We start from the raw sequence: 19,813 nt of genomic DNA on the forward strand, positions 1-19,813 counted from the left end.
CGTCGAGCTACGCTAGACAGAGTTTATCGGTATGGCGATATAACAATATGACGATACAAGAATTCAGCCATTAAGAACATGACTCTTCAGATAGCGTTCAATTTGTTCGATGAATACACTCGTCTTTCTCGAAAAACGACGATTCTGCAGGTAAGCTGCATATACATAGGCTTCTTCAGCCTGCGGTGAAATTTTCCAGTCGTCAAACAAACGTATCATTGTTCCCGCGCTGATCTCGTCTGATATCAGCCACTCTGGCAGCAAGGCGATGCCCACGCCTTTTCGGACTGCCTCATGCAAGGTGTCTAAGCTGTTTGCAAGCAAGCGGCCTTTGATTTCTACCTGTATTTTGCGCGTCTTTTTTTGGAAGTTCCAATATTGCCTGCCATTGCCGTAACTGAAGCGCACACATTCGTGGGACGCTAACTCATTAGGATGGTGTGGTATCCCGTTGCGGTCAGCGTAAACTTTGCTGGTGACGATGAATCGCTGATTGATCGCAAGTCGCCTCACGATGAGATTGGGATCAATTTCTGGTGCGCCTATTCGAATGGCGACGTCAATATGGTCTTTGGCAAGATCGCAGTACGTGTCGGACACAACGATATCAAGGGATACTCGCGGATAAGTTTGTAAAAAATTCGCGAAGAACGGGGACAAGCACAATCGCCCAAACGTGACGGGTACAGAGACTCTTAAGTTGCCGATAGGTTCGCTCTGGTTATCCGCGACACTGTCATCCGCCTGCGTTAAATCCCCAAGAATTCTACTCACCTGTTCAAGGTAGGTTGCTCCTGCATCGGTTAGTGTGACGTGGCGTGTTGTTCTCGTCAAAAGAGCCGTGCCCAGAGATTCTTCTAAGGCGTCCAGCAGTCGTGTCAGCGACGAAGTAGCAAGGCCCATGTTACGTGCGGCTTTAGAGAAGCCGCCTGTACTCGTCACTTCGATAAAAGCCCGGATTGCATGCAGTTTATCCATTATTTACCTTTGCGTTGATTGCAAAGCTCAATTGCAAATTGAGTCTATTCTCAGATTATTTTGCAATGCTTATGATGGCTATGTCAAAATTTACTTTTAAAGGTGTTTCTATGATGACTCAAGTACAGGTACTTGCTTCTGCGCCCGTCGCAGGCCTCTCGCGTGGCATGGTGATTTTTTTTGCTTTTTGCTGTGGCGCGATTGTGGCGAATATTTATTATGCGCAACCGATTATTGAATTGATTGCCAGTGATATTGGTATGTCGTCAGCCGTTGCCAGTCTGATTGTTTCGCTGACGCAAATCGGTTACGCATTAGGTTTATTTTTTCTGGTGCCATTGACTGATCTGGTGGAAAGTCGCCGTCTGATGATGTTCACGGCGGTCGTATCTATCGCGAGTCTGACCGCTGCGGCGATGGTACATCAGGTAAATGTGTTTTTAGCGGTATCTTTACTTATTGGATTTAGTTCAGTCTCTGTTCAAATTTTGATTCCTCTTGCCGCACATCTGGCTCCCGAGGCGACTCGCGGTCGTACAGTCGGCAGCATTATGGGTGGATTGTTGCTTGGTATTTTACTGGCTAGACCTTTGTCCAGTGTGATTGCGGATCATTTTGGGTGGCGCGCCGTCTTCGTGATGGCGGCATTGGTAATGACGGGAATGACCCTGTTATTCTGGATGATCATCCCAACGCGCCAGCCTGACCACAAGGCCACGTATGCTGGTTTATTGCGTTCGCTTCTCACCCTCGTCAAAACAATGCCGGTATTGCGTCAGCGAGCTGTATACCAGGCCGGTATGTTTGCCTCATTCAGCCTGTTCTGGACGTCGGTACCACTAGAGTTGGCACGTCATTACCATTATTCACAGACACAGATTGCCTTGTTTGCTTTAGTTGGCGCAATCGGCGCTGTGGCAGCGCCGATCAGTGGTCGGTTGGCTGACGCTGGGCACACCCGCATTGCCAGCTTGTTTGCGATGAGTTTTGCCACTCTGAGCTTTCTCCCCAATTTGATCCATCAGCCATTCGGAGTGCTGGGTCTGGTCGTCACAGGGATACTTCTGGATTTCTGTGTGCAGATGAATATGGTGCTTGGGCAGCGTGAAATTTATGCGCTGGATGCGGCTAGCCGCGGTCGCTTGAATGCAATTTATATGACCAGTATCTTCGTCGGTGGTGCTATCGGTTCTAGTATTGCCGGACTTCTGTATGCGAATGGTGGATGGGAGTGGATTGCTACCGCCGGAGCTACGTTTCCGCTTCTTGCACTGATCCGGTTTTTGACTAAAAAATAATCGGGATGTTCTATGTCCTGTGCGGCATAGATATCGCCGCACAAATCTTCAAAAAAAGCACGTTCAGACAAGACGTCGTCATTCGATGCCGGCAAGCTGCAAGGGCATGTCGGTATCGCTACATGGAACGCTGATTCATTCAGTTCCACCTCTTGATCTCTTCCCTTTTTTGGAGCAAAAATGTCAAATCCTAAGCATGAATTACTCACCCCGGAAAACTGCACCCTGATCCTGATTGATCACCAACCACAAATGACGTTTGGCGTCTCGAATATTGATCGTCAGCTATTGAAAAATAATGTCGTCGGTTTAGCCAAGGCTGCCAAGCTATTCAAGATACCCACGATTTTGACGTCGGTAGAGACCGAGGGTTTTTCTGGCTATATCTGGCCAGAATTACTGGATGTTTTTCCAGGTCAAAAAATTTACGAGCGTACTAGTATGAACACTTGGGATTCTGCAGAGGTGAAGGCGGAAGTGAAGCGTATTGGCCGCAAAAAACTCGTCATCGCCGCTTTGTGGACTGAGGTATGCCTGAACTTCCCGGCGCTGGAAGCTATGGCCGATGGGTACGAAGTGTATTTCGTCGAAGATGCCTCCGGCGGGACTTCTGTTTCGGCACATAATTTTTCTGTGCAACGTCTGATACAAGCAGGTGCTGTACCGGTGACCTGGCAACAATTCTTGCTGGAGATGCAGAGAGACTGGGCACGTAAAGAGACCTATGACGGTACCATCGGTATTGTACAAGAGCATTCTGGTGCTTATGCGGTCGGTGTGGAATATGCCAAAACCATGGTGCATAAGATGCCGCAAAGTCGTAAAGTACCTGGATAGATACGGCGATGAAAATATATCTTGTCGCGATCGCCACTGGGATTTTGGTGGGGATTATTTATGCCTTACTCAACGTGAAGTCGCCGGCACCTCCGATTGTTGCTTTACTCGGTTTGCTGGGCATGCTGGTCGGTGAGCAAGTCGTGCCTTTTGCCAAGCGGCTGCTGAATAAGGAGCCGGTCAATGCAGTGTGGTTGCATCAGGAGTGTTTGCCGAAAATCACTGGTGTGATATCCGCCACGGATACTCTTGCGCCAGATAATCAGGCAAAGCTAAATAACGATACGTTGAGTTAGCCTTGCCACACGATAGTGAATTGATAGGAGACCACATGGATGCTGATCTGATTTTACTCAATGGCCGTTTTCATACAGTCGATAAAACGCATCCACGAGCAGATGCTGTAGCGATTGCAGGCGGAAAATTTATTGCTGTTGGTGATGCCGATGAGGTCATGCGCCATCGTGGTAGCGTGACTCGGATTATTGATTTGCAGGGGCGCACTGCGATTCCGGGATTGAACGATTCACACCTGCACCTGATACGCGGCGGCCTCAATTACAACCTGGAGTTGCGTTGGGAGGGCGTGCCTTCGTTAGCCGATGCATTGAGAATGTTGAAGCAGCAGGCGGATCGCACACCGCATCCTCAATGGGTACGTGTAGTCGGTGGCTGGACAGAATTTCAGTTTGCAGAGAAACGTATGCCTACGCTGGAGGAGATCAACGCAGCGGCGCCGGATACGCCGGTATTTGTGCTGCATTTATACGATAGAGCACTACTCAATGCTGCTGCACTGCGTGTGGTTGGCTATACCAAAGACACACCCAATCCACCTGGTGGTGAGATCCAGCGCGATGCGGCTGGCAACCCCACGGGATTGTTGATTGCGAAACCGAATGCCATGATTTTATATGCGACTCTGGCGAAAGGTCCGGCCTTGCCGCGTGAGCTGCAAGTCAATTCGACCCGCCAGTTTATGCGTGAATTAAACCGGCTCGGTGTGACCAGCGCGATTGACGCTGGTGGTGGTTTTCAAAATTTTCCCGAGGACTATGCGGTAGTTGATCAACTGGCGCGTGATAAGCAATTGACGATACGGATTGCCTACAATTTGTTCACGCAAAAAAAAGGGGAAGAGCTGCAGGACTTTAAAAAATGGACCGAGATGGTCACGCCGGGTCAGGGTGACGACTTCTACCGGCATAACGGTGCAGGTGAAATGCTAGTCTTTTCGGCGGCGGATTTTGAAGATTTTTTACAGCCCCGCCCTGATCTCGCGCCCGGGATGGAGGATGAACTAGAAGCCGTTGTCCGGCATCTGGTGTCAAAACGCTGGCCATTTCGTTTACATGCGACCTATGATGAGTCGATCAGCCGCATGCTGAATGTATTTGAGAAGGTCAATCGTGAGATCCCCTTCGACGGTTTGCACTGGATGTTTGATCACGCTGAGACAATTTCTTTGCACAATATTGATCGTGTCCGGGCGCTCGGTGGTGGCATCGCAATCCAGCACCGGATGGCGTTTCAGGGTGAATATTTTGTTGATCGCTACGGCTCAGATGCGGCTAAACAAACACCACCGATTGCGCGCATGTTGGAGGCCGGTATTCCTGTTGGTGGAGGTACTGATGCGACGCGTGTGGCAAGCTATAACCCATGGACCGCCTTATATTGGCTGGTGTCAGGGCGTACCGTCGGCGGCCTTCGTTTATATGATCACAGCACGGTATTGCCGCGTGAGACTGCGCTGGAATTATGGACCGTTGGCAGTGCCTGGTTCTCTAGTGAGCAAGGTAAAAAAGGTCGAATTGCGATGGGGCAGCTGGCCGATCTGGCCGTGCTCAGTGCTGACTTTTTTAGCATTGATGAAGACAGTATCAAATCGTTGGAATCGGTCTTGACGATAGTGGGTGGTCAGATCGTCTATGCAACGGCAGAGTTTACTTCACACGCACCGCCAGCGATTCCAGTTCTGCCCGACTGGTCACCGGTTAAGCAAGTGCCAGGACATCATCGTACTTTTGCGTTACCGCACCAATGCGCCAGCGCATGCGGTGTGCATGGACATGCGCATGATGTTGCGCGTCGATCCTCTATGCCAGTTTCGGATCACGGTGGATTCTGGGGGGCGTTGGGATGCAGTTGTTTTGCATTTTGACTAGTCACTACAGCTGTGTTTCTAATTTTTCCCATTGAATACGTATAAAACACATGATTAAATTAACGCTGCCGACATTGTGGCAAACAGATGACTTTGGTTTGCTCTTTTTGCGTATCAGTAGCGCTTTATTGGTGTTGTATGTTCATGGCTTGCCTAAGCTATTCCACTGGCAGACGGAATTGCAACACATCGATGATCCGTTGCACTTTGGTACAACGCTAACTTTGTTATGCGCCTTGTTCGCAGAGATCGTGTGCCCATTGTTTATTTTTCTTGGACTATGGACCCGACTAGCTTGTCTGCCGCTGTTATTTTTGTTATTGGTATCCATGCTGCTAGTTCATGCCGACTGGAGTATTGAACAAGGACAGTTTGGTTGGTTATTGATGATCGTATTTACCACGATTGCTGTATCTGGTCCGGGCAAATTTACAGTAAAAATTTTTTCTATTGAACGATAGTGAGTCCGTATGACACCAACCCGTAAAGCGACGATACAAGGCGTCGGCCTGGGATTTTTAGCCGGCTATGTTGACACGTTGGGTTTTGTCGCTTTGTTTGGATTATTTACTGCACATGTGACCGGCAACTTTGTATTGATTGGTGCCGGCTTGAGCCAGATGTCGAGCGGATCGGGTGCGGGATCATTGCTGATCAAATTCCTGGCGTTTCCGGCGTTCATCGGTGGTGTTGTCGTTGCACGACTGTTCATCGCAGCGATGGAGCGGCGTCAGCGACCAGCCTTGCAGTTGGCGCTGGTATTGCAGTTGGTCTTTTTGATTAGCTTTATGCTGTTGGGTATATTGGCGTCACCCGTTGGTGTCGTACAGACGCCTTTGGCAATTTGCGCGGGTATGTCTGGTGCGATTGCGATGGGGGTGCACAGCGCGAATGCCCGGTTGCTCATGCCGCAATTGGCACCGACCTCCTTGATGACGGGAAACGTCACGCAAATTGTGATCGATGCGGTAGATATCGCGCGAGGCGCTGCCGATACGGCGACACGTGCGCGATGCGGCAAATTTATCTGGCCCGTGCTGGCGTTTGGTATTGGAGCGATCATTGCAGCGTATACGTATTTGCTGACGGGATTCTGGGCGCTGCTATTGCCGATATCGATACTGGCTGGATTGGTGCTGATGGAAAACAGACCAGTTACGGATATCGGATAACAGGCAGACAGATTGGATAATAAATTGGCGTTATGAAATATACTCCTGATGAGTATATAAATAAGATTGCCATAAATAGTGCGGTATAGGATATATTTCTATTGATAAATAGGGGAGTATATGTTTTTCCTGTTTCTATTGATGAATAAACATCCGGAGATGATCGTTGAATACGATCTGCTTGCGACGCCACTAAACTAGGAAAGAGATGCGTATGACATCATCAGAAGATCGTGACTGGCGTGGAGATTTTCTTCCGCTTGTGAAGGCATTACGCGTTTTGCATAAATTAATGATCGAAGTGGAGACGCAATATTATGGCGTGGTCTCTAGCCCGCTGGAGCACTTAAGTCTGGTGACGAATCATCCGCATTTTGCTTGGTTGCAAAAGCTATCTGGCATGATGGTGGAGCTCGATGAGCGTCTCGATGATGAGTTGCCTGTCGATGCGGCTACAGCGACGGCATTTCGCCTGGCCTTGGAGCAATTGATCGGGCCACGTGCGGCGAGTGACGCCGATTTTCGTCAGCGTTATCTGGCGATGCTGCATGATGCGCCCCAAATTGCCATTGCACATGGCGGGTTACGTCGTGCACTCGGCTCTTTGCCCGCACCTCCAGATGAAAAAAAGTAGGCTTGGGGGATATCAGCAGCTTTTTCCATTGCTTTAGAGTTGAAGCTTGCGCCACGTACCCGGCGGTGCGCCCGTTGCTTTTTTAAATGCTCTGGTTAAATGGCTTTGATCGGCAAAGCCACATTCCAATGCGATCGTTGGAAGAGAATAATCTGGTTGAACCAGCATATGTTTGGCTTTATTGATGCGTAGCTGGTGCAGCCAAGTGTGGGCCATGACGCCGGTATTTTGTTTGAATCCTCGTGAAAAATGTGCCCGAGACAAGCCGCAGTGACGGGCTACTTCTTCAAGAGAGATTCCACGTGCCAGGTGTGCTGCCATAAATTCTTTTGCCCGGCGTTCCTGCCAATGCGCCAGACCGCCGCCGCGTGGTTTTTCATGGTGTCCATTTCCGTAACTCTGTACGAGATGACTCAAAAAAGCTTGCGTCACATGGTCGGTTAACAACTGATTGCGACTATCTGGCTGTTCCAGTATCGGTAAAAACAATTGTGCTAAATGATAGATGGTTGCATCGTATCCGCGCATTTCTTCAAGCCGGTGGATACGTTTTTGTCCGATATCATTGGTTAACTGATCCAGCGTATTTGCAGGAATGGTGATGCGCAGATTGTTGTAGCTGCTGAGATGCTGGCAGCGCCAGTCATCTTGCAAGTGGGTGATCGCGACCATACCTTTGGCGTGGCTGCCCTGATAGATTAATTGTTCGCCGCGCCACAATTTATGTGACCGAAAGTCTTCCAGTTGGACGATCACAGAATGATGGTCGCTACGCGGAATCCGGATGATGTGAGGCTCAGGCGATTGGTGACGTGCATGGGTGATGGCAAGCTCTGGCAAACTCAGTGTCTTCGTATGCGCTGCCAGAGTACAAGTTTCGTCGGACATATCGTGACTCTTTAGTTGACTTGAATTGTCATCCGCCTGCATCAAGATGCCATCCTTCTTGGATATAGATCGACTGGAAGGATGGCGCTATGACTTCACTTAATGCACTGGCAGATCAAACACCAGCACTTCTGCCTGTGTTGCCTGACTCAATGTGATGGCAGTCTCATCGCTGATTTTTAAGGCGTCACCGGTTTCTAGCAACAAACCATTGACCAGTAATTGACCTTTTGCAACGTACACGTAGCCAAGCCGCCCCGCTGCCAGCGGCTGTGTGGCTTGTTCATCGCCATTGAGAATCACCGCAAAAATAGAGGCATCCTGATGAATTAAAACAGAGTTGTCGCGGCCATCGGGTGAGGCGATTAAACGTAATGCGCCTTGCTTTGATGCGGTGTCAAAGTGTTTTTCTTCATAGCTTGGCGCGATGCCTTTCACGTTCGGCTCTATCCAGATTTGTAAAAAGTGAACCGGATTCGATGATGAGTGATTGAACTCGCTATGGCGCACGCCACTGCCTGCACTCATACGTTGTACATCGCCGTAACGGATCACCGAGCCGGTGCCCATGCTGTCTTTGTGAGCGAGTTCGCCATCAAGGACGTACGAAATGATTTCCATATCACGATGGCCATGTGTGCCAAAACCACGACCAGCTTCAACGCGATCCTCATTAATCACGCGCAACGGTCCGAACCCCATGTGTTGTTCATCAAAATACTCAGCAAACGAAAATGAGTGTTTGGATTTTAACCAGCCGTGGTTGGCATCGCCGCGATCAGCACTTTTACGAATAGTTAGCATGATATTTCCTTGATTAAGTTGTATAGTCGATTTAATCGAAGTTAAGAATTGCCTTTATTTACTGATTTTCCTTCGATGTCTTGCAGTATAGTGTTGTATTATTTAAATGAAAAACGGAAAATTTACATTCATATAATCGAAAAAATCGATGATTAAATTTTATGCAAAAATAATCAAAAATCGAATCCATAACAAGGAGTGCGTATGTTAAAAATCAGCCTGGATGCCTTGCAAATCATGGATGCGATTGACCGTCGGGGGTCGTTCGCAGCAGCAGGCAAGGAGATGTTTCGCGTACCATCGACGATTTCCTATACCGTTGCCAAGCTGGAGGAGGAGTTAGGGGTGCAGATGTTTGAGCGGCTTGGGCCGAAAGTCACACTGACTCTGGCGGGAAAAGAGTTGCTAAAAGAAGGGCGATATTTACTCAAGGCGGCCAGTGATCTAGAGCGTAGAGTGCAGCGCGTTGCAACTGGCTGGGAGACCGAATTAACGATTGGTATGGACTCTTTGTTTTCTCCCATCGTCTTGAAGGATGACATCCTGGCATTCTGTGATGTCGCTAACCAGACGCGTCTGCGTATCGTCCAAGAAGCGTTGTCCGGCACTTGGGAAGCCTTGCTGGATGGTCGGGTCGATATTCTGCTGGGTGCTGCTGGCGAGGGACCATCGGGTGGTGGTTATTCTGCGAAAGCGATTGGTAAAATTCCGTTTGTGTTTGCGGTGTCGCCTGATCATCCATTTGCGGATAAGGCATCGGTATTAAGCAAGTCAGACCTCCAGCAATATCGTGCGGTGACTGTTGCAGATTCTGCCCATTTATTACCTGCGCGGACGGTCGGTGTGTTGTTTGGTCAGGACGCGATTACCGTGCCTACCATGCGTGCCAAACTGGATTTTCAGCTAGCGGGGATAGGCTTTGGATTTTTACCGGAATTTTGCGCCCGTGAGGCGATTCAGGCCGGGCGCTTGATTGAGAAGCAAGTCGAGGAACCAAAGGCAGAGGAAACGATTTATCTTGCCTGGCGCAGTGGTGAGTCGGGCGCGGCGCTAAACTGGTGGATCCGGCGGGCTGAACAGGCGGGCTGGTTTGAACAGCTGTGTCGTCATTTGCCATCGGCATAAAATCACGGCATAAAAAATCGCCGCAAAAATAATTGCGGTAGAAATAATCACGGCATAAATAATAGCGACGCAAATAAAAAGAGCCATCTGTACAGATGGCTCATCAGGCTAGTGGTAGCGATAAAGAGTAACTTTGCCTCGCTCATCCACCTTGCAGCAGTTACGCTGTTTTAACCGCCACGACGCATCATTTCAAAAAACTCTGCGTTGTTTTTGGTTGCCTTCATTTTATCGAGGATGAATTCCATCGCTTCAATTTCGTCCATGCTATACAGCAGCTTGCGCAGGATCCAGATTTTTTGCAATTGATCCGGCTTGATCAGCAACTCTTCGCGGCGTGTGCCGGATTTGTTCAGATTGATTGCTGGGTAAGTGCGTTTCTCGGCCAGACGGCGCTCGAGATGGACTTCCATATTGCCCGTGCCTTTGAATTCTTCATAAATCACATCATCCATGCGGCTACCGGTTTCGATCAGTGCAGTAGCGATAATCGTCAGGGATCCGCCTTCTTCTACGTTACGTGCGGCGCCGAAGAAGCGTTTTGGACGTTGCAGTGCATTTGCATCAACGCCACCAGTCAATACCTTGCCGGAGGCTGGGATGACCGTGTTGTAGGCGCGTGCCAGACGGGTGATCGAGTCGAGCAAAATAACCACATCTTTTTTCATTTCGACAAGGCGCTTGGCTTTTTCTAGCACCATCTCGGCGACCTGTACGTGACGCGTTGCAGGTTCGTCAAAAGTAGAGGCGACGACTTCACCACGCACACTGCGTTGCATTTCGGTGACTTCTTCAGGGCGTTCGTCGATCAGCAAAACGATCAGCGTGATATCGGGATGATTGGTGGTAATTGCATGAGCGATATGTTGCAGCATCACGGACTTACCAGATTTTGGCGAGGCGACCAATAAGCCGCGCTGGCCTTTACCGATTGGCGCAATCATATCAATGATGCGGCCAGTCGTATTTTCTTCACCGCGCATCTCGCGCTCAAGCTGCAAAGGCTTGTTCGGGTGCAGCGGTGTTAAGTTTTCAAACAGGATACGATGTTTCGAGGCTTCTGGCGATTCGCCATTGACCTTGTCGACTTTTACTAGCGCGAAATAGCGTTCGCCGTCTTTTGGTGTACGGACTTCACCTTCGATCGAATCCCCTGTGTGCAGGTTGAAGCGACGGATTTGCGAGGGTGAAATATAGATATCGTCAGTGGACGCCATGTAGCTGGCATCGGGCGAGCGCAGGAAGCCAAAGCCGTCAGGCAATACTTCGAGAGCGCCATCGCCAAAAATTTGTTCGCCGGATTTGGCGCGTTTTTTAAGAATGGCGAACATGAGTTCTTGTTTGCGCATCCGTGCTGCGTTGTCAATGTCTAGACCAATGGCCATTTCTAGCAAGGCTGAGACGTGTAACGCCTTTAATTCTGATAAGTGCATGTTGAGTGTCCCGGGATGGGATAGGTAGGTGGGGGAGTGAACAGAGGTGAACTACAGGATGATATTTTGGATGTTTCTGCTGATATGCAGAGTCAAATTTTAATTTTTTTAGATTGCTAACTGCGTGTACAACAGCAGTTCAATTCAATGCGGCTAATTTTGCTAATTGGACGGTACCGTAGCACCGCCCTTGATTCGCCGTATTCTACCTTGAATATATTAGATATTGCTATCAATAAAAGAGGTAAGTTGACCTTTTGCCAGCGCGCCGACTTTTTGTGCCGCTGCCGCGCCGTTTTTGAACAGGATCAGTGTAGGAATGCCACGGATACCGAATTTGGCAGGAATAGCCTGGTTCGCATCGACGTCCATCTTCGCAATTACGATCTTGCCGTCATATTCTTTCGCTACTTCTTCGAGTATCGGGGCGATCATTTTGCAAGGACCACACCACTCTGCCCAGAAGTCAACCAAGACTGGTTTGTCGGAATTCAGTACGTCTGCTTCGAAGGAAGCATCGCTTACATATTTGATGTTTTCGCTCATGGAATCCTCATTCGAGGGAAAAATTAAGGGGGTACAGCGCCACAGGAGTTTAATCTGAAATCGGTTTGTAGGATATGTGATCTACATTGCGACGATGACGCATCCGGTATAACAATGTGAATCTGGAGGCGATCTGTGCAAATTCAATGGTGCTCATCGTTTTTGAATGATGCAGCAATGGATTCAGTGGTGTCTAGTAGCAAACTATGCGTCAAATAATAACCTATTTTTTAGAAAAGTGTCATCCAGCCCTCAAATTGTATTCGCTCTCGCATAAAATGCTTGTCCATCAGGCAAATTTTCTGATAACACATGTATCTCTCATTGTGCTCTTTTAATCCATGTTCAATGCCTTACTCTCAACCTCTGCCTTGGTGCCATGCGTAATATCCACGAATTGATTCCTGCATCAGCTGACTTCTGGCAGCAGGCTGCCACTACGTTCTTGCAAGAGTTGCGTTCATCGGATTGGGCTATTGTATCGCCGCTTGATTTTTCATCGGTGCGGGTCGTGGTGCCGACCTTTGAACATGCGCAGTTATTTTTGAAAGCGCTGAGCCAAGAATTGCATGCTAATTTTATCCCGCCGCGCATCAATACCATGTTCGCCTGGGTCGAAATGCTACCCCCTCAAGAAGTACCGAAAGTCAGTGCATCGAGTGAGCGTTTGATGGGTTTGTATGCCGAGTTGCGACAGCATGCCTGGCTGAAAAAATTATTTACCGCCCGGCGTAATACGGATTTGCTGCCACTGGCGCAAACTTTACTTAATCTCTCTGATGAATTGACACAGGCGTTGTTGCCTGCGGTGCAATCAGACAAAGACGGTGCGATGCAGCGCTGGCATACGGCGTTGGCACAGCTACCGCAACCCAGCCAAAAAATCTTGTCTGAAGAAGCGCAGCTGGTATGGACAATCTGGCAGAGTCAGCTAGATGAGCGCGATGCGATCGTGCACGGACATCATCAGTGGATGCGTATTGCACAACAGGCACAAGAGCCGTTGGTATGGATTAGCCCAACCGCACCGAATGTGATGGAAAAGGCATTTCTTGATGCTTATGCAAAAAAGAAAAAACTCATGACGATTTTGCTGGACTGGCGCTCTGTCAGCCTGCCAGCAATTTACGCTACTGCCTGGCCGAATTTGTTAGATGAAATTCATCAGGGGCAGCAGCAATTTTTATTAGAACCAGCGGCAATGTCACATATTCGTTTATGTGAGGCCGCCTCACTCGAAGACGAGGCGCAGCAGGGCGCCCAAACCATCGTGGACTGGCTGCTTGCCGGACGTCAGAGCATTGCTGTCATCGCGCAGGACAGGGCAGTTGCTCGTCGTATCAGGGCATTGCTGGAGCGTGCAAAAGTGTTCGTTGCTGATGAAACCGGGTGGAAATTATCGACGACCCGTGCAGCTGCGGCGATGGCGGCCTGGTTTGAAGTCGTTGTGACTAAAGCCGATACGATGGCCTTAATCGACTTACTGAAATCCCCTTATCTGCCAATTCCGGCTTCTCTCGACAGTGCCATCGACAAGTCAGATTTGGTCATGCAAATTGAGCTGAGCTTGCGCCGGGCGAATGTTTTGGGCGGTTGGGACTCGATGCTGTCCTTGCTTGAATCTAAGCCAGACGCGCGCCAATGGATTGCGATTCTGGCTCGTCAGGCAAATCAGTTTAGCGGACGAAAAAAATTATCTGAGTGGAGTAAGAGCACGTTGCAAATGCTGTATGAGCTTGGTATTCATACGAATCTGGTAGTTGATGCTGCTGGCTCACAGATTATTAACTTGTTACAGGCCTTAGTCGAAGATTGTCAGCATATGGCGGCACCGTTTTCTTTTTCTGAATGGCGGGCTTTCGTCAATCTGCAATTTGAAAATGCACCTTACATCCATAGCCGGAACGATAAGCGTGTTTTTATGCTGCCGCTGAATGGCGCACGCTTACGACGGTTCGACGCGGTGTTACTAGTCGGTGCAGATGCTGCGCATTTGCCATCGCAAGCCCAGGAGGTTTTGTTTTTTACCAATGCGGTACGGCGTGAATGTGGTCTGATTACCCGAGAGCAAAGGCAGCAGCAACAGCTGCGCGACTTTACCGAGCTGCTGTTATCGAATTCTGAGATCGTGTTGTCATGGCAGGGGCAATTACAAGGCGAGCATAACCCGGTTAGTCCGTGGCTGGCGCAACTCGACCTCGCACTTGAGCGAAGCGGGCAAACAAGGCTTGGTGTACATCATCCGGTTTTGCCAGTGCAGACGCTGAGTACGCTGAAGGTATTGCAGCCCGCACCTGCTGCCGCAGTGCTGGCGCCGGCGACCTTATCATCAAGCGCATACAGCAGTTTGATTGCCTGTCCATATCAATTTTTTGCGCGCCGTATGTTGAAACTGGATGCGATCGACGAATTATCGGATATGCCGGAAAAACGTGATTATGGCGACTGGCTGCATGCGATTTTAAAAACCTATCACGACCGCCTCGCTGCAGAGAAGGTGACTGACCGGTTGCAGTTACTCAGTGATATTTCTACTGAGCGGTTTGCTCAGATTTTGCAGCATAGCCCAGCCGCGTTGGGTTATAGCGTGCGATGGAGTAAGGTCATTCCCTTATATGTCGCTTGGGCAGACCAGCGCGAAGCCGATGGATGGCGCTTTGAACTTGGTGAAGAGTGGCGAGAGCACAGCTTGAGCTGGGATGTAAATGGTCAGGAAGAAAGCGTAATGCTACGTGGACGCATCGACCGGATCGATATCAATGCCAAAGGCGAACGCGCGGTACTCGATTACAAAACAAAAACCTTATCTTCTTTAAACATACGCTTGAAAGAGGGGGAGGATCAGCAATTGCCATTTTATGGACTGCTAGCCAATCAGGATGTGGTGGCGGCCAGTTATGTCGGGCTGGAATTAGAACGAGGCAAAATTGGTGATGCTGCCAGCCAGGATTTTTACCACTGGACGCAATCGCTGGAAAACGCAATTAAGGACAATATGCAGGCGATCAGAAACGGAGCCGCACTCACTGCACAAGGAACAGAGTCGGTGTGCCAGTATTGTGAAATGCGCGGACTTTGTCGCAAGGGAGCATGGTGATGACCCTGCAAAGTGCGCAAGCGTATGAAATTAATGGTCAGCCAGCGGACGCACTGAGTTTTACTTCTGCCGCCTGTCAGCCAAAATCATCCGTTGTTGTCGAAGCCTGTGCCGGTAGCGGCAAGACCTGGCTGCTGGTCGCTCGTATGCTGCGCTTATTGCTGGCGGGAGCAGAACCCGGCGAGCTGCTGGCAATTACGTTCACCCGTAAAGCGGCTCAAGAGATGCGTGAGCGCTTGGTAGATTTGTTGCGCCAACTTGCACTCGCAGAGGAGCCGGAGGCGACGGCTTTATTGCTGGAGCGCGGTGTCGCACACGCAGATGTGATGAAAAATTTGCCTGTCGCCCGCCGCTTGTATGAAAAGGTCCTGTCCAGTCCGCAATCTTTGGCGATGGATACATTTCATAGCTGGTTCGGACGGCTGATACAGCTCGCACCGCTGGCATCGGGTGTGCCGCATGGCTTTAGTTTGCTAGAGGCGACAGCGGATTTGCAACGCGAAGCTTATGCGCAATTAATGCAATCCTTGAAAGATACCGAGCATCAGCAGACACGTGCTGCGCTGCTTTTGCTATATGAAGAATTAGGTGATTTTAATACCAGGAAGATGCTCGATGCCTTCCTTGATAAGCGGGCGGAATGGTGGGCATCGAATCAGGACGATACTGATGGCAACCCGCTTGACTGGTTGCGCGATATGTGTGGTTCTGACGCAGAATACGACCCACGGTTAGCCTTATGGAATGACCTGGAATTATGTCAGCGCATCAGCGCAATTGCTGTTTGCCTCGGGCAAGGCACAGCAACTAATCAGAAGCGTGCAACTGCTATGGAGACGGCGCTCTCCGGTAATGCCAGTCTCGACAACTTTGACGCCTTGTGTAACGAATTTTTTGGTACAGACGGTAAAAACAGATCAAATCTAAAAACCAAAAATTTGTTGCTGGCGATTGAAAAATGGTTGGGGCCAGACAGTGTGGCGAGTTTTGATGATGAATGTATCGTCATCGCCGATACGCTGAAATTATTGAGACGACGCAGTGCCGAAAAAATGGTGCTGACAATCAATGAGGCGCTTTTTCAAGTTGGCGCCGCTTATCTGGAACTGTATCAAACTCTGAAAGCGGATCAGAGGGTATTCGATTTTGCCGACCTGGAATGGCAGGCTTACCGCCTGATCAGCAATGAAGAATATGCTGCCTATCTGCATAGCAGACTGGATGCGCGCTACAAGCATATTTTGCTCGACGAATTTCAGGATACCAATCCTTTACAATGGAATATTGTACAGGCATGGCTGGATGCCTACGGCAGTGATGCCGAACGTCCGACAGTATTTATTGTGGGCGATCCCAAGCAATCTATTTATCGCTTCCGCCGTGCGGAGCCACGTGTATTTTCTGCCGCACGTCAATTGCTGGCGCAACAAGGAGCTGTACTATTACGTACAAATCAAACCCGCAGGAATGCACCGGAAATCGTCGCTATATTGAACGATAGCATGCGTGAAAATCCGATTTATGTTCCGCAGACCAGTGCCTCGACGGCACATGGCGAGGTGTGGCGCTTGCCTTTGATTGAGATCGATTCTGAAGTAGTCGGCAATGAGGTGAATTCTGAAGACAATTCTCATGAAACCTCAGATGCGTCGCACATGTCACATATGTCACATACATTACGCAATCCTTTTACCACGGCATTAGTCGAAGATGAAGATCGCCGTCGTCTGGAAGAAGGGCATCAGATCGCGCAAGCTTTGTTAATGGCGCGCCAGCAGATAGGCGACCTAGCCTGGTCGCAGGTGATGTTGCTGGTGCGGCGTCGTACGCATTTGTCATCGTATGAAAATGCCTTGCGTGCAGCGGGGATTCCCTTTGTATCCAGCCGTCGCGGAGGATTGCTGGATGCCTTGGAGGTCGCTGATTTACTGGCATTGCTGGGATTCTTAATGACGCCTGGCGATAACCGTGCTTTAGCGCATATTCTTAAATCGCCGATTTTTTCTGCAGGCGACGATGATCTGATCACGCTTGCGCAGCGTCCGGAGACGTCCTGGTGGAAGCGCTTGCAAGCCTTGCATCGCGAAGGCGATGTGACGATCTTTGTCCGCGCCTATGCTCTGTTGAGCAACTGGATGCAGGCCGCACATGATCTTCCTGTGCATGATCTGCTGGATAAAATTTTGCACGAAGGCGCATTGCTGGCGCGCTATGCTCAGTATGCCAATCCGGCTGAGCGAAACCAGATCATCGGCAATATCGAGGCATTTATCGAGCTTGCGCTGAATATGGATGCAGGGCGCTATCCTAGTTTGCCGAAGTTTATTGCAGCGCTGGCCGTGTTTCAGAAAGGCGGCGAAGACGACGCGCCTGATGAGTCGTCGATTGATGGCGCCGCTGATGCGGTCCGCATTCTGACTATCCACAGCGCCAAGGGACTGGAGGCCACGGTCGTGGTGATGGTCGATGCGAATCATAGTGAATCTGCGAAGGATCAGACTGGCATATTGTGTCAGTGGCCTTTACAGCAAGGAGAGGCGCGGCATTTTTCTGTTTTCGGCCGCAAGGATCAGCGCGGTGCTGCAAGGGACGCTTTGTTCGCACAAGAGGAGGCACAGGCAGAGCAGGAGAACTGGAATTTGCTCTATGTGGCAGCAACCCGGGCTAAAAATTTGTTGATACTTAGCGGTATCTCCAGTGAGAAGGGCAAAAAAAGTAAGGCTGCCAAAAAAAATCCTGAGCCAGATGCCAGCTCTGACGAGGCCAATACAGGTATGCCGGGCCTTATTCAAGGTAGCTGGTACGAGCGGCTGAGTCAGGTCGCGCCAACCGAGCTACAACAATCGGAGAGCCTGCTGTCGCAAGTGCATGACGAATTCGATCTGGCATTGTTTAATCCGCCGGATCTGACTTTGGCTGATGTTGAAGTCACTCCGGTGACGACAGAGGCGCAGGTTGAGGGAATTGCCTTGCACGCTTTGATGGAGCGGCTGACTAATCGGGTGCAGACCTGGCCACTCACTATCCCTGACACTGATGCAATTGCCTCGTGGCTGCCTTGTCCAGGCGACGTTGCTTCAACGATACGACGGCAGGCGCAGGCAATATTGTCCCAGCCCGGGCTTGAGAAGTATTTTAGACCAGAGTGCTATTTGTATGCCCGCAACGAGATGGATGTTTTGTTTCAACAACAGACTTTGCGCTTGGACAGAGTTGTATTTTTTGAGCATGAAGTCTGGATACTTGACTATAAACGTGCTTTGCTTAGTAGTGAGCGCGAAGGCTACCGGGCGCAGTTGCAGGTGTATGCGGATGCCTTGCAGGGACTGGTCGGTACTAAAAGAATCAAGGCTGCTCTGATTTTAAGTGATGGTGACTTGATAGAAATGCTTTAGGGTCTGATTTCCATTTATAATTTAAAACCTAAAGTCTGGTCTAACCAAAGTGATGAGATGAATTCTGAATTTGAATTACTTGCTGAAAAAGTCGCACGGCTGGCAGAGCTGACAGATTTTTTACGTCGCGAAAATGCGGAGCTGCGACGTGATATCGTCGCGCTGACTGAAGAGAACGGTGAAATGCATCAGCGCATGGACGAAGCGCATGTTCGTGTGACTGCCTTGCTCGCACATTTGCCTGCAGAGGACGATTCAGACAAGGAAGCAGCATGAAGGAAACTACGGTGATACAACTTGACGTCAATATCATGGGGCAGGCGTATAAACTGAGCTGCAAGGAAGGCGAAGACAAAGCCTTGCTGACCGCCGTTGCTTATCTCAACGATAAAATGTCTGCGATTCGCGATGCAGGCAAGATCAAGGGAAATGACAGGATCGCCGTAATGGCCGCCTTGGGTGTAACAGCTGAGCTATTGTCGACCAAGTCACCGGAAGGTCCTTTATCCGGACTCTCTATTGCAGAGGTGAAGCAAAAAATTCACAATATGCATGAGGTTTTGGACAAGGCGCTGACACCCCAAGAAAATCTATTTTGAACCGTGCTTGTATTGGTTTAATCAATCAAAAAAACTTAAAAAAAGCTGTACGAAATCCCGGATAGGAGTAAACTTAAATTCCCTACCGTGTTCGCCAATGTCATATATTCCTTGAACCATTTATGTGCATAGGCTGTAGAAATTGTTTGATGGGTGTGAGCGTCGCTAGTCCGATGAACCCGAAATTGAACTGACTGTAGCCAACTTGAACCGCCAGGTTCAGGATGCCGGCATAGCGGCATTGGTGGGGACTTATTCTGAAGCACTGACAACGAAAGTTGCCAGTGCTTTTTTTATTCAGAACATTGATTTTGCGCTTGCCGGAACGTATGCTGATACGCTTTTACTACGTTCACTCATTTGAGAGTTACTTATGGCTTATTGGCTGATGAAGTCGGAACCTGATGAAATCAGTATTGATGACGCGTTAAGCGCATCAACGATCCCCTGGTTCGGCGTAAGGAATTATCAGGCACGTAATTTCATGCGAGACGCGATGAAAGTTGGTGATGGCGTTTTGTTCTATCATTCAAGTTGTCCTGAGCCGGGTATTGCCGGTATCGCTGAGGTTGCCAGTACGCCTTATCCTGACCACACGCAATTTGATCCTGACAGTAAATACTACGATCCCAAAGCAACACTTGAGACGCCGCGCTGGATGATGGTCGATATCTGCGCAAAGCGAAAAACACGCTTACTCTCTCTTGCCGAATTACGAAAAAACGAGGCGCTGGCGGATATGGTCGTGTTACAGAAAGGTAGTCGATTATCGATTACTCCTGTGACTGTCTCAGAGTGGAAGTTCATTCAGAAACTGCTTGCCTGATCGTACTTTCGCTA

The 19,813-nt window shown here is 49.4% G+C and carries 18 protein-coding genes and 1 other RNA gene; 14 read left to right on the plus strand and 5 right to left on the minus strand.

Annotated elements, in window-relative coordinates; translation table 11 throughout:
• Positions 1-63: 63 nt before the first annotated feature.
• Positions 64-978, minus strand: a complete 915-nt coding sequence (locus ACO0K3_RS14085) for a LysR family transcriptional regulator (protein WP_422985614.1) — start codon at positions 976-978, stop codon at positions 64-66.
• A 110-nt stretch (positions 979-1,088) separates the two neighbouring features.
• On the opposite strand from ACO0K3_RS14085, the gene ACO0K3_RS14090 reads away from it, so the two are divergent.
• The 7 genes from ACO0K3_RS14090 (at position 1,089) to ACO0K3_RS14120 (ending at position 7,086) form a co-directional block, all read left to right on the plus strand.
• Positions 1,089-2,276 (plus strand): MFS transporter, encoded by a 1,188-nt coding sequence (locus tag ACO0K3_RS14090; protein ID WP_422985616.1) that lies wholly within the window; start codon positions 1,089-1,091, stop codon positions 2,274-2,276.
• 180 nt (positions 2,277-2,456) lie between these two features.
• Entirely contained in the window at positions 2,457-3,113 is a 657-nt protein-coding gene (locus ACO0K3_RS14095; RefSeq protein WP_422985618.1) for a hydrolase, read from the plus strand.
• An 8-nt stretch (positions 3,114-3,121) separates the two neighbouring features.
• The gene (locus ACO0K3_RS14100) at positions 3,122-3,409 is read left to right on the plus strand and encodes a DUF1427 family protein (RefSeq protein WP_422985620.1); all 288 of its coding nucleotides are present in this window, start codon (positions 3,122-3,124) and stop codon (positions 3,407-3,409) included.
• Positions 3,410-3,444: 35 nt separating this feature from the next.
• A complete protein-coding gene (locus ACO0K3_RS14105) occupies positions 3,445-5,277 on the plus strand; it encodes an amidohydrolase (protein ID WP_422985622.1) in 1,833 nt (610 codons plus the stop codon).
• A 53-nt stretch (positions 5,278-5,330) separates the two neighbouring features.
• Positions 5,331-5,741, plus strand: coding sequence for a DoxX family protein (locus ACO0K3_RS14110; RefSeq protein WP_422985624.1), 411 nt, complete (start codon positions 5,331-5,333; stop codon positions 5,739-5,741).
• Between the two features lie 9 nt (positions 5,742-5,750).
• Positions 5,751-6,452, plus strand: coding sequence for a YoaK family protein (locus ACO0K3_RS14115; protein WP_422985626.1), 702 nt, complete (start codon positions 5,751-5,753; stop codon positions 6,450-6,452).
• A gap of 214 nt (positions 6,453-6,666) precedes the next feature.
• On the plus strand, positions 6,667-7,086 hold the full coding sequence (locus ACO0K3_RS14120) for a hypothetical protein (RefSeq protein WP_422985627.1): 420 nt from the start codon (positions 6,667-6,669) through the stop codon (positions 7,084-7,086).
• A gap of 33 nt (positions 7,087-7,119) precedes the next feature.
• Here the strand turns inward: ACO0K3_RS14120 and ACO0K3_RS14125 are convergent, their stop codons facing one another.
• The gene (locus ACO0K3_RS14125; protein ID WP_422985629.1) at positions 7,120-7,974 is read right to left on the minus strand and encodes a helix-turn-helix domain-containing protein; all 855 of its coding nucleotides are present in this window, start codon (positions 7,972-7,974) and stop codon (positions 7,120-7,122) included.
• 99 nt (positions 7,975-8,073) lie between these two features.
• The gene (locus ACO0K3_RS14130; protein WP_422985631.1) at positions 8,074-8,778 is read right to left on the minus strand and encodes a pirin family protein; all 705 of its coding nucleotides are present in this window, start codon (positions 8,776-8,778) and stop codon (positions 8,074-8,076) included.
• Between the two features lie 204 nt (positions 8,779-8,982).
• Between ACO0K3_RS14130 and ACO0K3_RS14135 the strand changes: the two genes are divergently transcribed.
• Complete coding sequence (locus tag ACO0K3_RS14135) at positions 8,983-9,903, plus strand: LysR family transcriptional regulator (protein WP_422985633.1); 921 nt, start codon at positions 8,983-8,985, stop codon at positions 9,901-9,903.
• 170 nt (positions 9,904-10,073) lie between these two features.
• Here the strand turns inward: ACO0K3_RS14135 and rho are convergent, their stop codons facing one another.
• The gene (rho, locus tag ACO0K3_RS14140) at positions 10,074-11,336 is read right to left on the minus strand and encodes a transcription termination factor Rho (RefSeq protein WP_422957053.1); all 1,263 of its coding nucleotides are present in this window, start codon (positions 11,334-11,336) and stop codon (positions 10,074-10,076) included.
• A 219-nt stretch (positions 11,337-11,555) separates the two neighbouring features.
• Positions 11,556-11,882, minus strand: a complete 327-nt coding sequence (trxA, locus tag ACO0K3_RS14145; protein ID WP_422959549.1) for a thioredoxin TrxA — start codon at positions 11,880-11,882, stop codon at positions 11,556-11,558.
• Positions 11,883-12,261: 379 nt separating this feature from the next.
• Here trxA and ACO0K3_RS14150 point away from each other — a divergent pair, with 379 nt between their 5' ends.
• The 6 genes from ACO0K3_RS14150 to ACO0K3_RS14175 all read left to right on the plus strand — a co-directional run bounded on the left by ACO0K3_RS14150 (position 12,262) and on the right by ACO0K3_RS14175 (position 19,799).
• Entirely contained in the window at positions 12,262-14,979 is a 2,718-nt protein-coding gene (locus ACO0K3_RS14150) for a PD-(D/E)XK nuclease family protein (RefSeq protein ID WP_422985635.1), read from the plus strand.
• A complete protein-coding gene (locus ACO0K3_RS14155; protein ID WP_422985637.1) occupies positions 14,979-18,374 on the plus strand; it encodes a UvrD-helicase domain-containing protein in 3,396 nt (1,131 codons plus the stop codon). Before ACO0K3_RS14150 ends, ACO0K3_RS14155 begins: the two co-directional genes overlap by 1 nt.
• Before the next feature lie 57 nt (positions 18,375-18,431).
• Positions 18,432-18,650 carry a DUF904 domain-containing protein gene (locus ACO0K3_RS14160; protein ID WP_422957057.1) on the plus strand — a complete coding sequence of 73 codons (219 nt, stop codon included), beginning with the start codon at positions 18,432-18,434 and terminating at the stop codon, positions 18,648-18,650.
• A gap of 11 nt (positions 18,651-18,661) precedes the next feature.
• Entirely contained in the window at positions 18,662-18,973 is a 312-nt protein-coding gene (locus ACO0K3_RS14165) for a cell division protein ZapA (RefSeq protein WP_422985961.1), read from the plus strand.
• A gap of 76 nt (positions 18,974-19,049) precedes the next feature.
• A non-coding RNA gene (gene ssrS, locus ACO0K3_RS14170) (6S RNA) lies at positions 19,050-19,228 on the plus strand.
• 118 nt (positions 19,229-19,346) lie between these two features.
• Positions 19,347-19,799, plus strand: a complete 453-nt coding sequence (locus tag ACO0K3_RS14175; RefSeq protein WP_422985639.1) for an EVE domain-containing protein — start codon at positions 19,347-19,349, stop codon at positions 19,797-19,799.
• Positions 19,800-19,813: the final 14 nt, after the last annotated feature.

It is taken from the genome of Undibacterium sp. Rencai35W (genome assembly GCF_049340185.1).
GTDB lineage: Bacteria > Pseudomonadota > Gammaproteobacteria > Burkholderiales > Burkholderiaceae_D > Undibacterium.